General features: G+C 68.8%; 12 protein-coding genes. 6 read left to right on the top strand and 6 right to left on the bottom strand.

The window, feature by feature from the left end; all coding sequences use genetic code 11:
- Nucleotides 1–208: 208 nt before the first annotated feature.
- Nucleotides 209–3,520 (top strand): SMC family ATPase, encoded by a 3,312-nt coding sequence (locus tag VMT40_RS19320; RefSeq protein ID WP_326359749.1) that lies wholly within the window; start codon nt 209–211, stop codon nt 3,518–3,520.
- Nucleotides 3,521–3,549: 29 nt separating this feature from the next.
- Here VMT40_RS19320 and VMT40_RS19315 read toward each other — a convergent pair whose 3' ends face one another.
- From VMT40_RS19315 to VMT40_RS19295, 5 genes are all read right to left on the bottom strand, one after another.
- Nucleotides 3,550–3,825: a DUF2277 domain-containing protein gene (locus VMT40_RS19315; protein WP_326306439.1), complete on the bottom strand. Its 276-nt coding sequence runs from the start codon at nt 3,823–3,825 to the stop codon at nt 3,550–3,552.
- A gap of 40 nt (nt 3,826–3,865) precedes the next feature.
- Nucleotides 3,866–4,384 (bottom strand): methylated-DNA--[protein]-cysteine S-methyltransferase, encoded by a 519-nt coding sequence (locus VMT40_RS19310; RefSeq protein WP_326359747.1) that lies wholly within the window; start codon nt 4,382–4,384, stop codon nt 3,866–3,868.
- Complete coding sequence (locus tag VMT40_RS19305) at nt 4,381–5,907, bottom strand: DNA-3-methyladenine glycosylase 2 family protein (RefSeq protein WP_326359746.1); 1,527 nt, start codon at nt 5,905–5,907, stop codon at nt 4,381–4,383. Before VMT40_RS19305 ends, VMT40_RS19310 begins: the two co-directional genes overlap by 4 nt.
- A gap of 195 nt (nt 5,908–6,102) precedes the next feature.
- Entirely contained in the window at nt 6,103–6,273 is a 171-nt protein-coding gene (locus VMT40_RS19300; protein WP_326360257.1) for a YbdD/YjiX family protein, read from the bottom strand.
- Between the two features lie 97 nt (nt 6,274–6,370).
- Entirely contained in the window at nt 6,371–8,698 is a 2,328-nt protein-coding gene (locus VMT40_RS19295) for a carbon starvation CstA family protein (RefSeq protein WP_326359744.1), read from the bottom strand.
- A 366-nt stretch (nt 8,699–9,064) separates the two neighbouring features.
- On the opposite strand from VMT40_RS19295, the gene VMT40_RS19290 reads away from it, so the two are divergent.
- The 4 genes from VMT40_RS19290 to VMT40_RS19275 are packed head-to-tail and all read left to right on the top strand — an operon-like array spanning nt 9,065 to nt 13,250.
- The gene (locus VMT40_RS19290) at nt 9,065–10,459 is read left to right on the top strand and encodes an ABC transporter substrate-binding protein (protein WP_326359742.1); all 1,395 of its coding nucleotides are present in this window, start codon (nt 9,065–9,067) and stop codon (nt 10,457–10,459) included.
- Entirely contained in the window at nt 10,456–11,349 is an 894-nt protein-coding gene (locus VMT40_RS19285; RefSeq protein ID WP_326359741.1) for a carbohydrate ABC transporter permease, read from the top strand. Before VMT40_RS19290 ends, VMT40_RS19285 begins: the two co-directional genes overlap by 4 nt.
- Complete coding sequence (locus VMT40_RS19280; protein WP_326359740.1) at nt 11,346–12,176, top strand: carbohydrate ABC transporter permease; 831 nt, start codon at nt 11,346–11,348, stop codon at nt 12,174–12,176. The genes VMT40_RS19285 and VMT40_RS19280 overlap by 4 nt, the downstream gene beginning before the upstream one ends.
- A gap of 60 nt (nt 12,177–12,236) precedes the next feature.
- Nucleotides 12,237–13,250, top strand: a complete 1,014-nt coding sequence (locus VMT40_RS19275; protein WP_326359738.1) for a S1 family peptidase — start codon at nt 12,237–12,239, stop codon at nt 13,248–13,250.
- Between the two features lie 22 nt (nt 13,251–13,272).
- Here the strand turns inward: VMT40_RS19275 and VMT40_RS19270 are convergent, their stop codons facing one another.
- Nucleotides 13,273–14,226, bottom strand: a complete 954-nt coding sequence (locus VMT40_RS19270) for a helix-turn-helix transcriptional regulator (protein ID WP_326359736.1) — start codon at nt 14,224–14,226, stop codon at nt 13,273–13,275.
- A gap of 100 nt (nt 14,227–14,326) precedes the next feature.
- Between VMT40_RS19270 and VMT40_RS19265 the strand changes: the two genes are divergently transcribed.
- Entirely contained in the window at nt 14,327–14,956 is a 630-nt protein-coding gene (locus tag VMT40_RS19265; protein ID WP_326359735.1) for a TIGR03086 family metal-binding protein, read from the top strand.
- The last annotated feature ends 77 nt before the right edge of the window (nt 14,957–15,033 follow it).

Genomic DNA, 15,033 nt, shown 5'->3' with positions numbered 1-15,033 from the left:
GAATTCGGGTTGGAATCGGGCGAATCGGATGGTGCGGTCGGTGGGATGACCGCGTGAGTCGGAATGATCGCGTGCGCCGGGATAACCGCGCACGCGTAGTTGTGCGGGGCTCTGCTCTTGGGACGCAGGGTGTTTCGGCGTGTCCTGCCGAGGCCGGAGCGCGTCGCGCTGTTGGATGGGGTGTGGCGTTGAGGGAAGGGGACGCTGCGTGAGGCTGCATCGGTTGGAGCTGACGGCGTTCGGGCCGTTCGCGGAGACCGCGGTGGTGGACTTCGACGAGCTTGGGGCCGATGGGCTGTTTTTGTTGCACGGGCAGACCGGGGCGGGGAAGACCACGGTGCTCGATGCGATTGCCTTCGCGTTGTACGGGAGCGTGCCCGGGGCGCGGGGGGAGAGCAAGCGGCTGCATTCGGATCACGCGGATGAGCAGACGCCCCCGCGGGTGCTGTTGGAGGCCACGATCGGCGGTCGGCGGTTGCGGTTGATTCGGTCGCCGGAATTCCAGCGGCCGAGCAAGCGGGCCAAATCCGGTTGGGTCAAGGAGAATTCGGTCGCCACACTGGAGTGGTTGGACGGGCGCGGCCAGAACCTGTCCCGCATTCCCGATATCGGTGACGAGGTGCTGCGCCTGCTCGGCATGAGCGCCGACCAGTTCTTCCAGGTGGTGCTGCTGCCGCAGGGCGACTTCGCGCGATTCCTGCGGGCCGACAACGAGGATCGCGAGAAGCTGCTCGAAAAGCTCTTCGACACCGAGCGTTTCGGCACCGCGGAGCAATGGCTCATCGACAAGCGCCGCGCCGGAGCCGCCGACCTCGACACCCGTAAGCAGGGCATAGACCGCCTCATCGCCCAGGTCGGCACCGCCGCGGGCCTGCCCGCCACCGAGACCGTCAGCTCCCTGGAATCGGTCGGCTGGTCCCAGTCCCTGCTGGCCGCCGCCCGCACCCACGTCACCGAGACCGCCGCCGATCTCGCCCAGCGTCAACAGGATTCGTCCCGCGTGCGCGCTGCCGCCGAGGCCGAGCGCCGCCGCCACGACCTGTACCGCCGCCGCACCGCGGCCCGCACCCAACTCGCCGATTTCGCCGCCACCGCCGACCGCCGCACCGCCCGCCACACCGAACTGGACCGCGCCCGCCGCGCCGAACCGGTCGCCACCGCCCTCGCCGAGGCCCGCGCTGCCGCCGTCACCCTCCGCCGCCGCACCGACGAAGCCACCCGCGCCGCCGAACAACTCGCCGACCGCCTCCTCGAACCCGCCAGCGCGGAACTCCCCGGAACAGCCTGGGCCGCAGCAGATCTGGCCGCGGCCGAGCTCGCCGACACAGAGTTCGCGATGGATCTGGAGGATCTAGCGACGGAGGACCCTGGCCGCTTCGCCGCCTTGGGAATGCCCGCACCGGCCGACAGGGAAGAGTCGGTCGATGCCGAGTTGGGTCATGGCGGCAGCCAGTTCGCTCCCGCTCGATCGTCCGGGCGCGACCGGCTCGGCGGTGCAGGTCCTTCCGGGATGGGTACCGCCGACCTCGGGGCTACGCCGACCTCTCCGGTCGGTCGTGCCTCTGGTCTCGAGACCGCCGTGCAGAGTTGGAGTGCGCAGATGGGTGCGCTCGATGAGGTGCGGGCCGACGCGGAGTCGGCGACTCGGTTGACGCGGGAGTTGGCCGGGTTGCGGGCCGAACAGGCCGAGGTGGACGCGCGCGCCGCGCAGCTGGCCCGGCGGCTGGCAGAACTGCCGGAAACCGTTGCGGGGGTCGAGGTTCGGCTGCGCGGGGCCGCCGACGCGGCTGCCGCCTTGCCGGGGCTGGAGGCCGAATGCCAGCGGTTGCGCACGTCCGCCCAAGCGGCCGTGGAGCTCGAACAGCGGCGTAGCGAGCTGACCCGGGCGAGCGGGGCGTTCGAGCGGGCGCGCACGGCGCACGCGGAGGCGTGGAAGCGGACGCAGTCGCTGCGGGAGCAGCGGATGGCGGGGATGGCGGCGGAGCTGGCGGGTGCGTTGGTGGAGGGCGAGCCCTGTGCGGTGTGCGGGTCGCTCGCGCATCCGAATCCGGCGCAGCCGACCGATCACGCGGTGTCCAAGGAGGATGAGGACGCCGCCCTGGCCGCCGAGCGCGAGGCCGAGGCCGAGCGGGAACGGGCCGGGCAGGCGGTGGCCGAGTTGGAGCGGGCCGTCGAGGTATTGGTCGAGCGGGGCGGCGATGTCGACAAGGCGGAACTCGCTGCCGCGCTGAATGATTCGACTCGCCGGTACACCGAGGCGCAGCAGGCGGCCGGGCTGGTCGACACGCTCACCGCCGAGCTGAACAAGCTGCGGGCGGATCAGACTCGCGTGCAGGAAGAGGCGCGCGAGTGTGAAAGCCGGGGCAGCGCAACGCTGGAGCGGATTGTCGCTACCGATCGGCGGCTGGCCGAGCTCACCGAGCGGCTGTTGGCGGCGGCCGGTGCGGACGGCACCGTCGAGCGGCGTCGGGCGCGGCTGGTGGCGCTGGTGGAGGAGGCCACGGCCGTGCGTACCGCCCGGGTCGAGGCGGCCACCGCCCGCGAACAGGTGGCCGCGGCGGCCATGCGGGTCGAAAAGCTGTCCTACGACGCGGGTTTGGTGGATTCCGCACCGCCGGTCATGGGGGAGTCCGGCCCGGATTACGCCGTGCTCGGCGAATACGCCAAAGCGGTCGATGCCGCCTCGCGCACCGCCGCGGAGCAAGCCGCCATCGAAGAGGAACTGGTCGCCGCCGACCGGGCCCGCGCCCACGCCGAGGCGGTGCTGGCCGAACCCGAGATCCAGGCCGTCGGTGAGGCCGAGCCCGGCGCTCTCGACGAGCTGGAAAAGGCTGTGGCACAGGCGGAATCGGAGTTGGCCCGCGCCGTCGCCGCGCACGCCGAGGCCACCCGCCGCGTCGACGACCTCGAGAAGCTGTGCTCACAGCTGTGGGCGGCCGTGGATCGCATTGCCCCGTTGCAGCGCGCTCACGACGAGCTGGCCCGCCTCGCCGAGGTGGTGGCGGGTCGTGGTGAGAACAACCGCCGCATGTCCCTGCGCTCGTATGTGCTGGCCGCCCGTCTGGAAGAGGTCGCGGTGGCCGGATCGGTGCGTCTGCGCCGGATGTCCGGCGGCCGTTACGAATTCGTCCACACCGACGCGGCGGGCCCGCGCGGTCGCCGCGGCGGCCTCGGCCTCGACATCCGCGACGACTACACCGGCGCCATCCGCCCCGCCAAAACCCTCTCCGGCGGCGAAACCTTCATGGCGTCCCTGGCTCTCGCCCTCGGCCTGGCCGACGTGGTCTCGGCCGAATCCGGCGGCCTGGTCATGGACACCCTGTTCATCGACGAGGGCTTCGGCAGCCTCGACGCCGACACCCTCGACTCCGTCATGGGCGTCCTCGACGAACTCCGTTCCGGCGGCCGCGTGGTCGGCGTCGTCAGCCACGTCGACGAAATGCGCCAACGTATCCCCAGCCGCCTCCACGTCATCCGCGGCCGCACCGGCTCCCGCCTCGAAACCTCCCTCGGCGCATAGAAGATCGCGCCGGGATGCCCAGGGCCCGGTCAGCTCAGGCGGGCGTAGCGGATTTGGGCTCGGGCCTTGGCCTTGGCGGCTTCGACCTCGCGGTCCTTGGGTGGGGCGGTGGTGGTGAGACCGGCCAGGAGGCGGGTGGTGGCGGCGGCGATTTCCTCGACGGCGCGGTCGAAGGGTTCCTGGTTGGCCTGGGAGGGTTTGGTGGTTCCGCTGATCTTGCGGACGTATTGCAGGGCGGCCGCGTGCACCTCGTCCGGGGTGGCGGGCGGCTCGAAGTTGTGCAGGGTGTGGATGTTGCGGCACATGGTTGCGAGGGTACGCCCGGGCACCGACGGCACCCGCCGCTCAGGCGGACTCGTGGTCGAGGAGCCAGCGTTTGATGGGCAGGCCGTAGCGGAAGCCGCCGAGGGTGCCGTCGGTGCGCAGGACGCGATGGCAGGGGACGAACAGGGCCGCCGCATTGCGGGCGCAGGCATTGGCGGCGGCGCGGGTCGCGGTCGGGCGGCCGGAGACCACCGCGAACTCGGTGTAGGTGATCGGATCTCCGGCGGGGACCTTGCGCAGGACCTCCCACGCGTGGGTGAGGAACGGCCCGGAGACCTGGCGGACGGTGATGGCGTCGATGGCGGTGAGATCGCCCTCGTGATAGGCCGCGATGGCCCGCGAGACCGGTCCCAGCGAGTCGCGTGCGCGCAGCGTCGCGGGCCGGATGGTCGGGTGCACGAGGACGCGCAGGGCCTCCGGCTCGGCGATCCAGCCCGAGGCCAGGACCGCGCCGTCGGCGTCCACGAGGGCGGTGAACGGCCCCGCTGGCGTCTCGAGAGTGGCGAAATCTGCTGTCGGGTTACGGTTTTCGGAGCTCATCGCGGTGTCCTCCCGGTCTGGGTGGATGGCTTGGGTGTGCCCTCGGCCGGGCGGGCGAGCGCGTATTTCCAGAGGTGCATGGTCAGGTAGGAGCGCCACGGCGAGAAGCGCGCGGCGTCGGCGAGATCGATGCCGAGCAGTCCCGCGCCCCGGCGTACCACCAGGTCGGAGTGCAGCAGCACGTCCGGGTCGGCGAGCAGGCGCATGGTGACGTAGTCCGCGGTCCACGGGCCCACGCCATCCAGGGCGAGCAGATCCCGCCGCAGGTCGGCGGCGGTGCGCCCGGAGTGCAGGACCAGGTCGCCGGTGGCGAGCGCCTTGGCCGCGCCGACAATGGCGTCCACCCGCCGCCCCGGACCGGTCAGCACCTCGGATCCGCGTTCAGCGATCGTCTCGGCGGTGGGGAACAGGTGCGGGATCGGCCCGGTGATGGTCTCGCCCAGGCCCTGCACCAGCCGTGCGGTGTGGGTATTGGCCGCCGCCACCGAGATCTGCTGGCCGATCATGGTGCGCAGCAACAACTCCGGGCCATCCAGGCAGCCCGGCACGCGAATTCCGGCCGGGAGCGTGATCCCCGGGTCCGTGTCGCCCGAAACATGCGGGTGCAGTGGACTTCCCGCCATGCCCGCGGTCAAGGCCTCGTCGATACCGACCGGATCGGCGTCCAGGTCGAGGAAGTGTCGAATGCGCGCCACGGTGGGCGCGAGATCGCGCATGTCCTGCAGCGATAGCGAGGCACGCACGTGCCCGGGCTGGATCGACAGCCGAATGGTGGTGTGGCCGTGCGGTGTTCGCAGGCTGCGCGTGTAGATCCCGTTCTCCCACAGCTCCAGCCCGGGAACGACGTGCGCGGCCAGGAACCATTCCAGCCACGACTGGTCGAGCGGCTCGCGGTAGGGCAGGCGCAGGGTGAGCAGCCCATTGGTGGCCGGAAGCGTGTCGCCATTGCGGCGGCGCGACTCCTCGCGCAATGTCGTCGGGCTCACCGCGAAGACCTCGCGCACGGTGTCGTTGAACTGCCGAATGCTGGCGAAGCCCGCCGCGAACGCGATATCCGACATCGATAATCGCGTGGTCTGGATCAGCAGTCGCGCGGTGTGCGCGCGATGGGCCCGCGCCAGGGCCAGTGGGCCCGCGCCGAGTTCACTGGTCAGCACGCGGGTCAGCTGCCGCTGGGAGTAGCCGAGCGCGTCGGCCAGCGCGGGCACCCCGCCGCGTTCGATGACCCCGTCGCCGATCAATCGCATGGCCCGGGACGCCAGGTCCGCGCGGGTGTTCCAGAGCGGCGACCCGGGCGCGGCATCGGGCAGGCAGCGTCGGCAGGCGCGGAAACCGCTCTGTTGCGCGGCCGCGGCGGTCGGCAGGAAGGTGACGTTGGTTCGTTTGGGGGTAATGGCCGGACAGGAAGGGCGGCAATAAATTCCGGTGGTGCGCACCGCGGTGACGAAATGCCCATCGAACCTGGCATCGCGGGTCGCCACGGCGCGGTAGCAACGCTCGAAATCCAATTCGTTCGCACTCACGGATACCACCTTGTCAGCCGTGAGCACGCGCCGCTAGCGGAAAACGGACACCGCCTCCCCGAATCTTCAGCGGACGGCCGCGAGCCGCCTACTCTCGCGCACCCGTGCCGACGGTTGGGAGCCGAACCGATTCTGGGCGTACCCGACGAGTTACCCCGAGCGTTCCGAGATCAGTCGACGCGTTGGCATACGCCCTCAGCAGCAGCGATTGCCGGGATTCCGGGTCGCGGCGGCGTGGCGGTCGCGCCAATAGTCCCGCTCGGAGGGGATCTCGCAGCCCGGATGCCGGAGCCGCAGGTGCTGGACATAGCGCTGGTAGTCGTTGCCGCCCAGGATCGAGTTGAACCACCAGACAAGGGCTTTCAGGGCCCGGACCAGGACGAGTCCCGCCGACCGCAGGGGGCCTGCGGTCGGCGGGGCGTCGAAGGTGCTCATCGGCACGTCAGTGACCCGGCTCGGTACATCAGTGACTCAGCACCGAGGCCGCGCCCGGCGCGCGGACCTTGCCCTCGGCGATCAGGGTGTTCCACTGCTCCTGGACCTCCTTCTCCGCCGTGGTGGCCACGAAGCCGCTGGGACCGAAGATCTTCGACGGCTCCTCCGGCGATTCGGTGGTCTCGCTGCCGCCCGAACGGATGGCCTTGGCGCACACCCACACTCCGACCAGCGCCACGATCAGCACCATCACCGCGAACACGATGGAGAGCGTGCCCTGGATGAAGGTATTGCGGATGATCTTGTCCATATCGTGGATCGCCTGATTCAACGCCGCGGCGTCCTTGACGCCCTTCGGCAGCTGATTCGCATCGCGGGCCGCGATATAGGTGTTCTGCTTGTCGATGGTGTTGTAGTGCAGCGTCCAGTAGCCGATCTTCGGGTCGCCGGAGAAGATCTTCTGGAACGAGGCGGTCATGGTCACGATCAGGTCCCAGACCAGCGGAATCGCCGGAATCCAGGCCCATTTCACCAGGCCCTTCTTGACCACGATCACCAGCACCACCGTCAGGGCGATGGCGGCCAGCAACTGGTTGGAGATGCCGAACAGCGGGTACAGCGTGTTGATGCCGCCCAGCGGGTCGGTGACGCCCATGAGCAGCACCGAACCCCACGCCGCCACCACGATGCCCGAGCAGATGAACACGCCCGGCCACCAGGACGGATCCCGGAACTTCTTGGCCGCGCCGCCCAGATTGCCGAGTGAATCCGAGAGCATGAACCGCGCGACCCGGGTGCCCGCGTCGATGGTGGTGAGGATGAACAGCGCCTCGAACATGATGGCGAAGTGGTACCAGAACGCCTTGAGGCTGTTGCCGCCGATGAACTTGTGCATGACCTCGGTCATGCCGATGGCCAGCGTCGGCGCGCCACCGGTGCGCGAGTAGACGCGGGATTCGCCCACGCCCTGGGCGATTCCGTTCAGGTAGTTCGCGTCGATCGGATCGCCGCCCACACCCAGCTTGTTCACGCTGTCGGCCGCGGCCTGCGCGGTGGTCAGGCTGGGGCTGTTGATGGCGAAGTACAGGTGCTGATCCAGGATCGAGGCGGCGATGATCGCCATGACCGCCACGAACGACTCCATGAGCATGCCGCCGTAGCCGATCATGCGCGCCTGCGACTGCTTCTCCAGCAGCTTGGGCGTGGTGCCCGAGGACACCAGCGAGTGGAAGCCGGACAGTGCGCCGCACGCGATGGTGATGAACAGGAACGGGAACAGGCTGCCCGCGAAGGACGGACCGTTGGAGTTGCTGGCGAACTGGGAGACCGCGGGGGCCTTCAGCACCGGCATGGTGACCAGCACGCCGACCGCCAGCAGGGCGATGGTGCCGATCTTCATGAAGGTGGACAGGTAGTCGCGCGGGGCGAGCAGCATCCACACCGGCAGCACCGAGGCGATGAAGCCGTAGATGATCAGCATCCAGGAGATGGTGGTGCCCGACAGCGTGAACGCGTCACGGCCCCAACCGGATCCGGCCACCCAGTTGCCGGAGATGATGGCCAGCAGCAACAGCGCGAAGCCGATGATCGACACCTCGCCGACCTTGCCCGGGCGCAGGAAGCGCAGGTACAGGCCCATGAACAGGGCGATCGGGATGGTCATGGCGATGGAGAAGACACCCCACGGGCTGCCGCCCTCGAGCGCGCCGGTGGACTTGTTCGTGGTGGCCGCGAGGGCGTTCACCACGACGATGCCGAGCACCGCGAGCAGGATCATCATGATGACCAGCACCGCGATGATGGCCGCGATGCCGCCGACCACGCCGAGCTCGTCGCGGGCCATCTGGCCCAGCGAGCGGCCGCGGCGCTTCACCGACGCCCACAGCACCAGGTAGTCCTGCACCGCACCGGCCAGCACCACGCCGACAATGATCCAGATGGTGCCGGGCAGGTAGCCCATCTGCGCGGCGAGCACCGGGCCGACCAGCGGGCCCGCGCCCGCGATGGCGGCGAAGTGGTGGCCGAACAGGACCCGGCGGTCCATCGGCATGTAGTCCTTGCCGTTCTCCATGGCCTCGGCCGGAGTGGCGACGTCATCGCGCGGCTTGGTGATCTTGTATTCGATGAGCCGGGCGTAGAACTGATACGCGAGCACATAGGTGCAGATGGCGGCGACCACGATCCACACCGCGTTGACGTTCTCCCCGCGCGCGAAAGCGAGGATCGCCCAGGCGATCGCGCCGACCACCGCGATCGCGGCGAAGATGCCCTTCTTCCTGGGCGACAGGGGCGTCCGGTCCACGACGCCTACCGGAGGTAGGTCGGGATCCGTCCGGAGATATTCAATGGTCGCCATGCGACAACTCTCCCGTGCGGTACAGCGGTTTCTAACTGAATTGTGGACAACGTAGCTCAACCGACACGAGCCCGAATCGGCTTTGAAACAGCCGATTTGTACGTATCGGACCGCCGGGTACGGGTGGCCCGGGGGACGCTGCGCCGGGCGCGACGGGGTGGTGCGGTCCGGAAAGGCACCCGCGAGTTCGCGTGTTCTCCACGTGTCGCGGGTTGCTCCCCGTATGCTGCCATGCTGTTCGAGATCCAGGTCACGGCGAGTGTGATTAGTTCATTTAGTTCACGGAGATATATCTTCTTCGGCCGCCGTCGCCGCCCCATCGCCCCGTCGCGCCCGCCGCGACCACCCGCGACCTGAGGAGACGCGATGCCGCAGCCGTTACGCTCCACGCCCGCGCGGGAGCGCGGCGGGCCCGGGCGGGAAAACGACGGCGCGCGCGGCGGATTCGATCGGCGTACCCTGCTGCGCTCGGCCGGACTGGCGGGGCTGCTCGGGGTCTCCGGCGGCCTCGGGGCGACCGCATGCGCGGGCGGGGACGACGACGCGGTCACCTTCTTCTTCCAGGCACGGCCCGAGGAGGCGCGGGCGCGGCTGCGCATCATCGACGAATTCCAGCGGCGGCGACCCGATATTCGGATTCGCACCATCATGTCGGGGCCGGATCCGTTGCAGCAGATGCTGACCTACTGTGCCGGGGGAAAGTGCCCGGACGTGCTGATGGCGTGGGAGCTGCTGTACGCGGGGCTCGCGGATCGCGGTGTGCTGGTGGATCTGCGCGAATTCCTCGATCGGGATCCGGAGTACGCCGCGGACTTGCGGGCGGACGGGTATGCGACGCTGCGCGATACGTTCGTGTGGGACGGCGGGCAGTACGCGCTGCCGGAGCAGTGGTCGGGAGTGTTTCTCTACTACAACCGGAAGCTGTTCGACGAGGAGGGGATTCGGCCGCCGGTGCGGTGGTCGCAGGCTTGGACGTTCTCCGAATTCCTCACGGCCGCACAGCGGTTGACTCGCCGCGATGCGGATGGGCGGACCCGGCAGTGGGGTTTCGTCGACGCCTGGGTGCCGTACTTCTCGGCGGCCTGCTTCGGAATGAACAATGGCTGCGAATGGTTCAGCCCGCCGGTGCGACCGACCCGGACCAACCTCGGTGATGCGCGGTTCGCGGAGGGGTTGCAGTTCTATGCCGACCTCGCCGTGCGGCACGGTGTCGCGCCCAGTGTCGGTGACCGGCAATCGGTTTCGGCGCAGGACCTGTTTCGGAGCGGGCGTGCGGCCATGCTCATGGGCGGGCATTGGCTGTACTCGGAATTCGCGGGACGCGACGATCTGGACGTCGATGTGACGGTGTTGCCGGTCGGGCCGCACGGCGGGCCCGGGGCGATCACCGATATCGGCAGTACCGGGCTGGCGATCGCGGCGGCCAGTCCGCGGCGCGAACAGGCTTGGGAATTCGTGAAATTCGCGACCGGGCCGGAGGGGCAGGCGATCATCGCGGAGTCCGGACTGTTCGTGCCGGTATTGCGTTCGGCCATGGGTTCACCCGGTTTCGCCGCGGCGCATCCAGGGTTGCGCAACCTCGAGGTGTTCACCGAGGGGCCGGAGAATTCGCGGCCGCTGGCGGTGACGCCCTTGTGGGGCAAGGTCGAGGCGCTGCTGGAACGCGGGTGCAATCGGGTGCTGCGCGGTGCGGCGACGGCGGCCTCCCTGGGCGGGCAGACCAGCGCCGATATCGATCAGCTGTTGCGGGCGGCGGTATGAGAGGGTCGGCGCTGGATCGTCGGCGGGCTCGTGCCGGAAGACTGTTCGTCGCACCGAATCTGGCGTCTATTCTGGTGTTTCTGCTTTTCCCGCTGGGGTTTTCGCTGTATTTGAGCTTTCACTCGTGGGATCTGTTCAGCCCGCCCCGCTACATCGGGATCGACAATTATCGCCGACTGGTCTCCGAGGACCCGCTGTTCTATATCGCGCTGCGGAATACGGCGGTCTTCACGGTTCTCACCCTGGTGCCGACCATTGCGGTCAGTCTCGCGGTGGCGGGCCTGTTGAATCGAAAACTGCGCGGCATTGGCCTGTTTCGGACCCTGGCCTTCCTGCCGCTGGTGGCATCGACCGTGGCCATGGCGGTGGTGTTCCGCTTCATTTTCGCCAGTGACGACGGTCTGGCCAATATCGTGCTGGGTTGGATCGGTCTGGGCCCGGTGCCCTGGCTGACCGATCCGCACTGGGCCCTGGTCTCGCTGAGTCTGGTCACGGTCTGGAAGTCGGTGCCCTTCGCCACCGTGATTCTCCTGGCCGCCATGCAGGGCGTCCCCGAAAACCTCTACGAGGCAGCCAAAATCGACGGTGCGAGCGCGTTCCGCCGCTTTCGGTCGATCACCGTCCCCTTGATTCGCGGTGCCCTGTCGTTCGTGCTCGTCATCACCATCATCAATTCCGTGCAGGCCTTCGACCAGGCCTACGCCCTCACCGGCAGCAACGGCGGTCCGGAAACCGGCACCTACGTCCTGGGAATCATGTTGTTCCAGATCGCCTTCCGCTTCTACGAGGTCGGCTACGCCTCGGCCCTGGCCTGGGTGATCTTCGCAATCCTGCTGGCATTCACCGTCATCCAGCAGTGGCTGGCGCGCCGATCGGAGGCCGACCTGTGACCGCGCCGCGCCGTCTGATCTTCGGCCTCCTCACCTACCTGGCCCTCGTCACCGTGGCCTGGTGTGCCCTGACCCCCATCCTCTGGTCGATCTCCGCCTCCCTGAAACCCGACGGCGAACTGCTCGACGCGGCCCCGCTCCCGTCCCATCCCCAATGGTCCAACTACCGTGAGGCTTTCGAGGTCATCCCCCTGGGCCGCATGCTCCTCAACACGGTCCTCTACGCCGCCTGCGTGACCGCGGGGCAGGTCTTCTTCTGCTCCCTCGCGGGCTACGCCTTCGCCCGCCTCCGCTTCCCCGGCCGCGAGGCCCTCTTCCTCGGCTACCTCGCCACCCTCATGGTCCCCCTGACCGTCACCGTCATCCCGCAGTTCTTGCTCATGCGGGCCTTCGGCTGGATGGACACCCCCTGGTCCATGATCGTCCCCGGCCTCTTCGGCAGCGCCTTCGGCACATACCTCATGCGCCAGTTCTTCCGAACCCTCCCAAGGGAATTGGAGGAAGCGGCCACCCTGGACGGCTGCACCCCCTGGCAAACCTATTGGCGAGTCCTGCTACCCCACACCAAGCCCGCCGTCATGGTCCTGGCCGTCCTCACCTGGATCACGGTCTGGAACGACTTCCTCTGGCCCCTGATCATGATCCAACGCAACTCCTACGCCACCGCGACCCTCGGCCTCGTCCGCCTTCAGGGCCAATACACCACCAACTGGCCCCTGCTCATGGCCGCCGCCACCCTCATCCTGCTGCCCCTCCTGCTCATCTATGCCCTGGCCCAGCGCTCCTTCATCCAGGGCATAGCCCTCTCCGGCCTCGGCGGCCGGTGATTTCACGGCACGTGTCCGAATTGCGGGGTTGGCGGTCTGGGCGGGTTTACGTTGGTTCGTATGACCAACTTCGTGTGGGGGCGGTTGGGGATTGTCGTGGTGGCAATGGTCGCGGGGGTGGCGGCCGTGCCGGTCCGGGGCGGGGCCGCGGGGCCCGGTGACGAGTTTCCGCCGGGATTGGTCGCGGCGATCGGGCGGGACCTGGGTATCGATGTCGGGGAGTATTCACGCTGGGCGGAAACGGCGCAGCGGTGGGCGGGCGCCGGGGCGGCGACGCCGGGCGCGCCTGTGGGTTCGGCAATGGTGGATGGGGGTGATCGGTTTGTCACCGATGCGGGGTACGCGTGTTCGTGGGCGTTCAATGCCGTTGCGGGCGACGGGGATTCGGTGGCGTTGACGGCGGGGCATTGCGATGCCGCGACCGAGGATGATCCGCCGAGCGGTGTGGAGGGGCGGACCTTCGAGGTCACCTCGGCGATGAAGGCCGGTTCGCAAGTCGGCGTGTTCGAGAAGTCGGTGATGGACGGGGTGCGGGACTACGCCATTGTGCGAATCGCGGACGACAAGCGGGACTCGTTCGGTAACAACATGGTTCGCACTTCCGGCGGCGCGATCCCGATCACCGGCGTCGGCATTCCCGTGGTCGGCGCACCGGTGTGCAAGTACGGCTCCACCACCGGATTCACCTGCGGCATCATTCTCGCGGTCGACCGGCCCGACCCGGGGCGGCCACCGATCCGCTTCACCCACACCGCACTATCCCTCCCCGGCGACAGCGGCGGGGCGCTGTTCTCGGGGACGCTCGCGATGGGCATTGTGAGCCGGGGCGGCTACACCGATGACCCGTACCAATTTCCCACGGACAAGCCGGATCCCGTGCGCACCGTGCCTCTTCCGCCTCCGCTGGACCAGATCGGGAAGCGCTTTCTGGCCGGTGATGGTAGACCCGCCTTCGAGCAGCTCGCGCCGCTGGTCGACGCGATCATGCGGGCCTATCCGCAACTCACGATGATCGCGCAATCGGTTGCCGACGTGATCGCCGAGAACCCCGGCCTCCAACTACGTACCGGCTGAGATGGCCCGGACCCTACGAGTGTCACTCGGGTGCGGTGGCGGCGGCATAGCGGCGGGCGAGGGTGCGGATGTGGGCGACCAATTCCGGGGGATCGTCCACGCGGAAGTCCATCATGAGCATGGATAGGTAGATGGCGATTGTTTCGAGGCGGTCGGCACCGGTCAGCAGGAGGCAGGATTCCTCGTCGAGGGGTTCGACGACGCCGACCGTCGGGTTGATGCGGGCGATCACGGTTTCGGCGGGGGCGAGGATCGTCACGCGGGCGTGGACTTGCCAACCGGTGGAGGCTATTTCGCGGATGACGAAGGCGACCAGGTCGGAATCGGGGAGCGGGCGCGGGGCGAAATGGCGGTCACCCGAGGTGATTTGGGTGAAGGTGGCCACGGGGAGGGCCTGCCAGGCGTGTGAGTCGAGCGAGTAGGCGACGAGGTACCAGCGGCGCTGCCAGCTGATCAGGCGGTAGGGCTCGAGGTCGCGGTCATCGGCGCGGACGGTGGTGGTGGCGCGGATGGCGGTGGCCAGGGTGGCGAGGGTTTCCGCGGGGACGGGGGCGTCGGGTTCGCGCGAGGCGGTGACGGCGGGCCCGATATCGGTGACCGAGCGCAGGGCGGTCACCTTGCGCTGCAGGCGTTTCGGGAGGATGCGGTCCATTTTGGCCTGGGCGCGTTCGAGATTGGCGTGAATGTCCGCGATGCCGGTGCTGCCGTCGGCGGCGATGTTCATGGCGACCGCCACGGCCACCGCCTCCTCGTCATCGAGCAGCAGCGGCGGCATGGTCGCGCCGTGCCCGAGCCGGTAGCCACCGATGGGACCGCGGGCGGCCTGCACCGGGTAGCCCAGTTCGCGCAGCCGGGCAATGTCCTGGCGGAGGGTGCGGTCGGTGACGGAAAGGCGTTCTGCCAGGTCGCGGCCCGTGTGGGTGCCGTTCTGGAGGAGGGAGAGCAGGCGCAGCAGACGCGTTGTGGTGGAGGTCACAGCTACGCCTTTCCTTTGGCTGATCTATTAGGAAGAAAACAAGCCTAATCGGGTCATACCTTTATCTCAACGGATCGAAACGACCTGAGAGGCAAGAACAATGAGCACCAACCCGCAGACCGAGACCACCCCCGCCGCCCTCCTGGCCCCGGTCTGGCGCGAAGCCGTCGCCGCCGCCCACCGCGCGCTCGCCGACGTGGTCGCCGGTGTCGCCGCGGACCAGTGGAACAACCCCACCCCCTGCTCGGAATGGACCGTGGCGCAGGTGGTTCAGCACGCCGCGGGCGATCAGCTGGCCTACGCCAAGTTCCTCGGCATCGGCGACGGCCCGTCCTACAACCCCTTCGAGCCGTCCGGCGTCATCGAGGGCGGCGCGGTCGAATTGGTCACCGCCGCAATCGAACCCACCGAAACCGCCTGGGCCACCGTCTCCGACGACACCGAATCCGTGCCCACCCCGCTCCCGCACGGCGAGTTGCCGACCCCGGTCGCCGCGGTCATGTGCGCCCTCGACGCCGCCGTACACGCCTGGGACATCGCCATCGCCACCGGCCAGCCCTCCCCCCTGACCGACGAGCTCGCGCGCCACCTCCTGACCGCCGCCCGCGGCCTCATCGAGCCGCTGCGCGACTACGGCGTCTTCGCCCCGATCGTCACGGAGATCCCCGAGACCGACACCCCGGTGGTCGCCGAACTGCTGGCCTACCTCGGTCGCGCGCCTCGGGTCTGAACCCGGCGCCCCAGGTCTGAACCCAGTGCCCGGACCTGCGGTGATGGAGTGGGCCGACGGTCCGGGTAGACTCCCAC

Origin of the sequence: Nocardia sp. CDC160 (assembly GCF_035818795.1) — a bacterium.
Classification (GTDB): Bacteria; Actinomycetota; Actinomycetes; order Mycobacteriales; family Mycobacteriaceae; genus Nocardia.
Note: the sequence above shows the minus strand (reverse complement) of the source record. Positions and strands in the feature narration are given on the sequence as shown.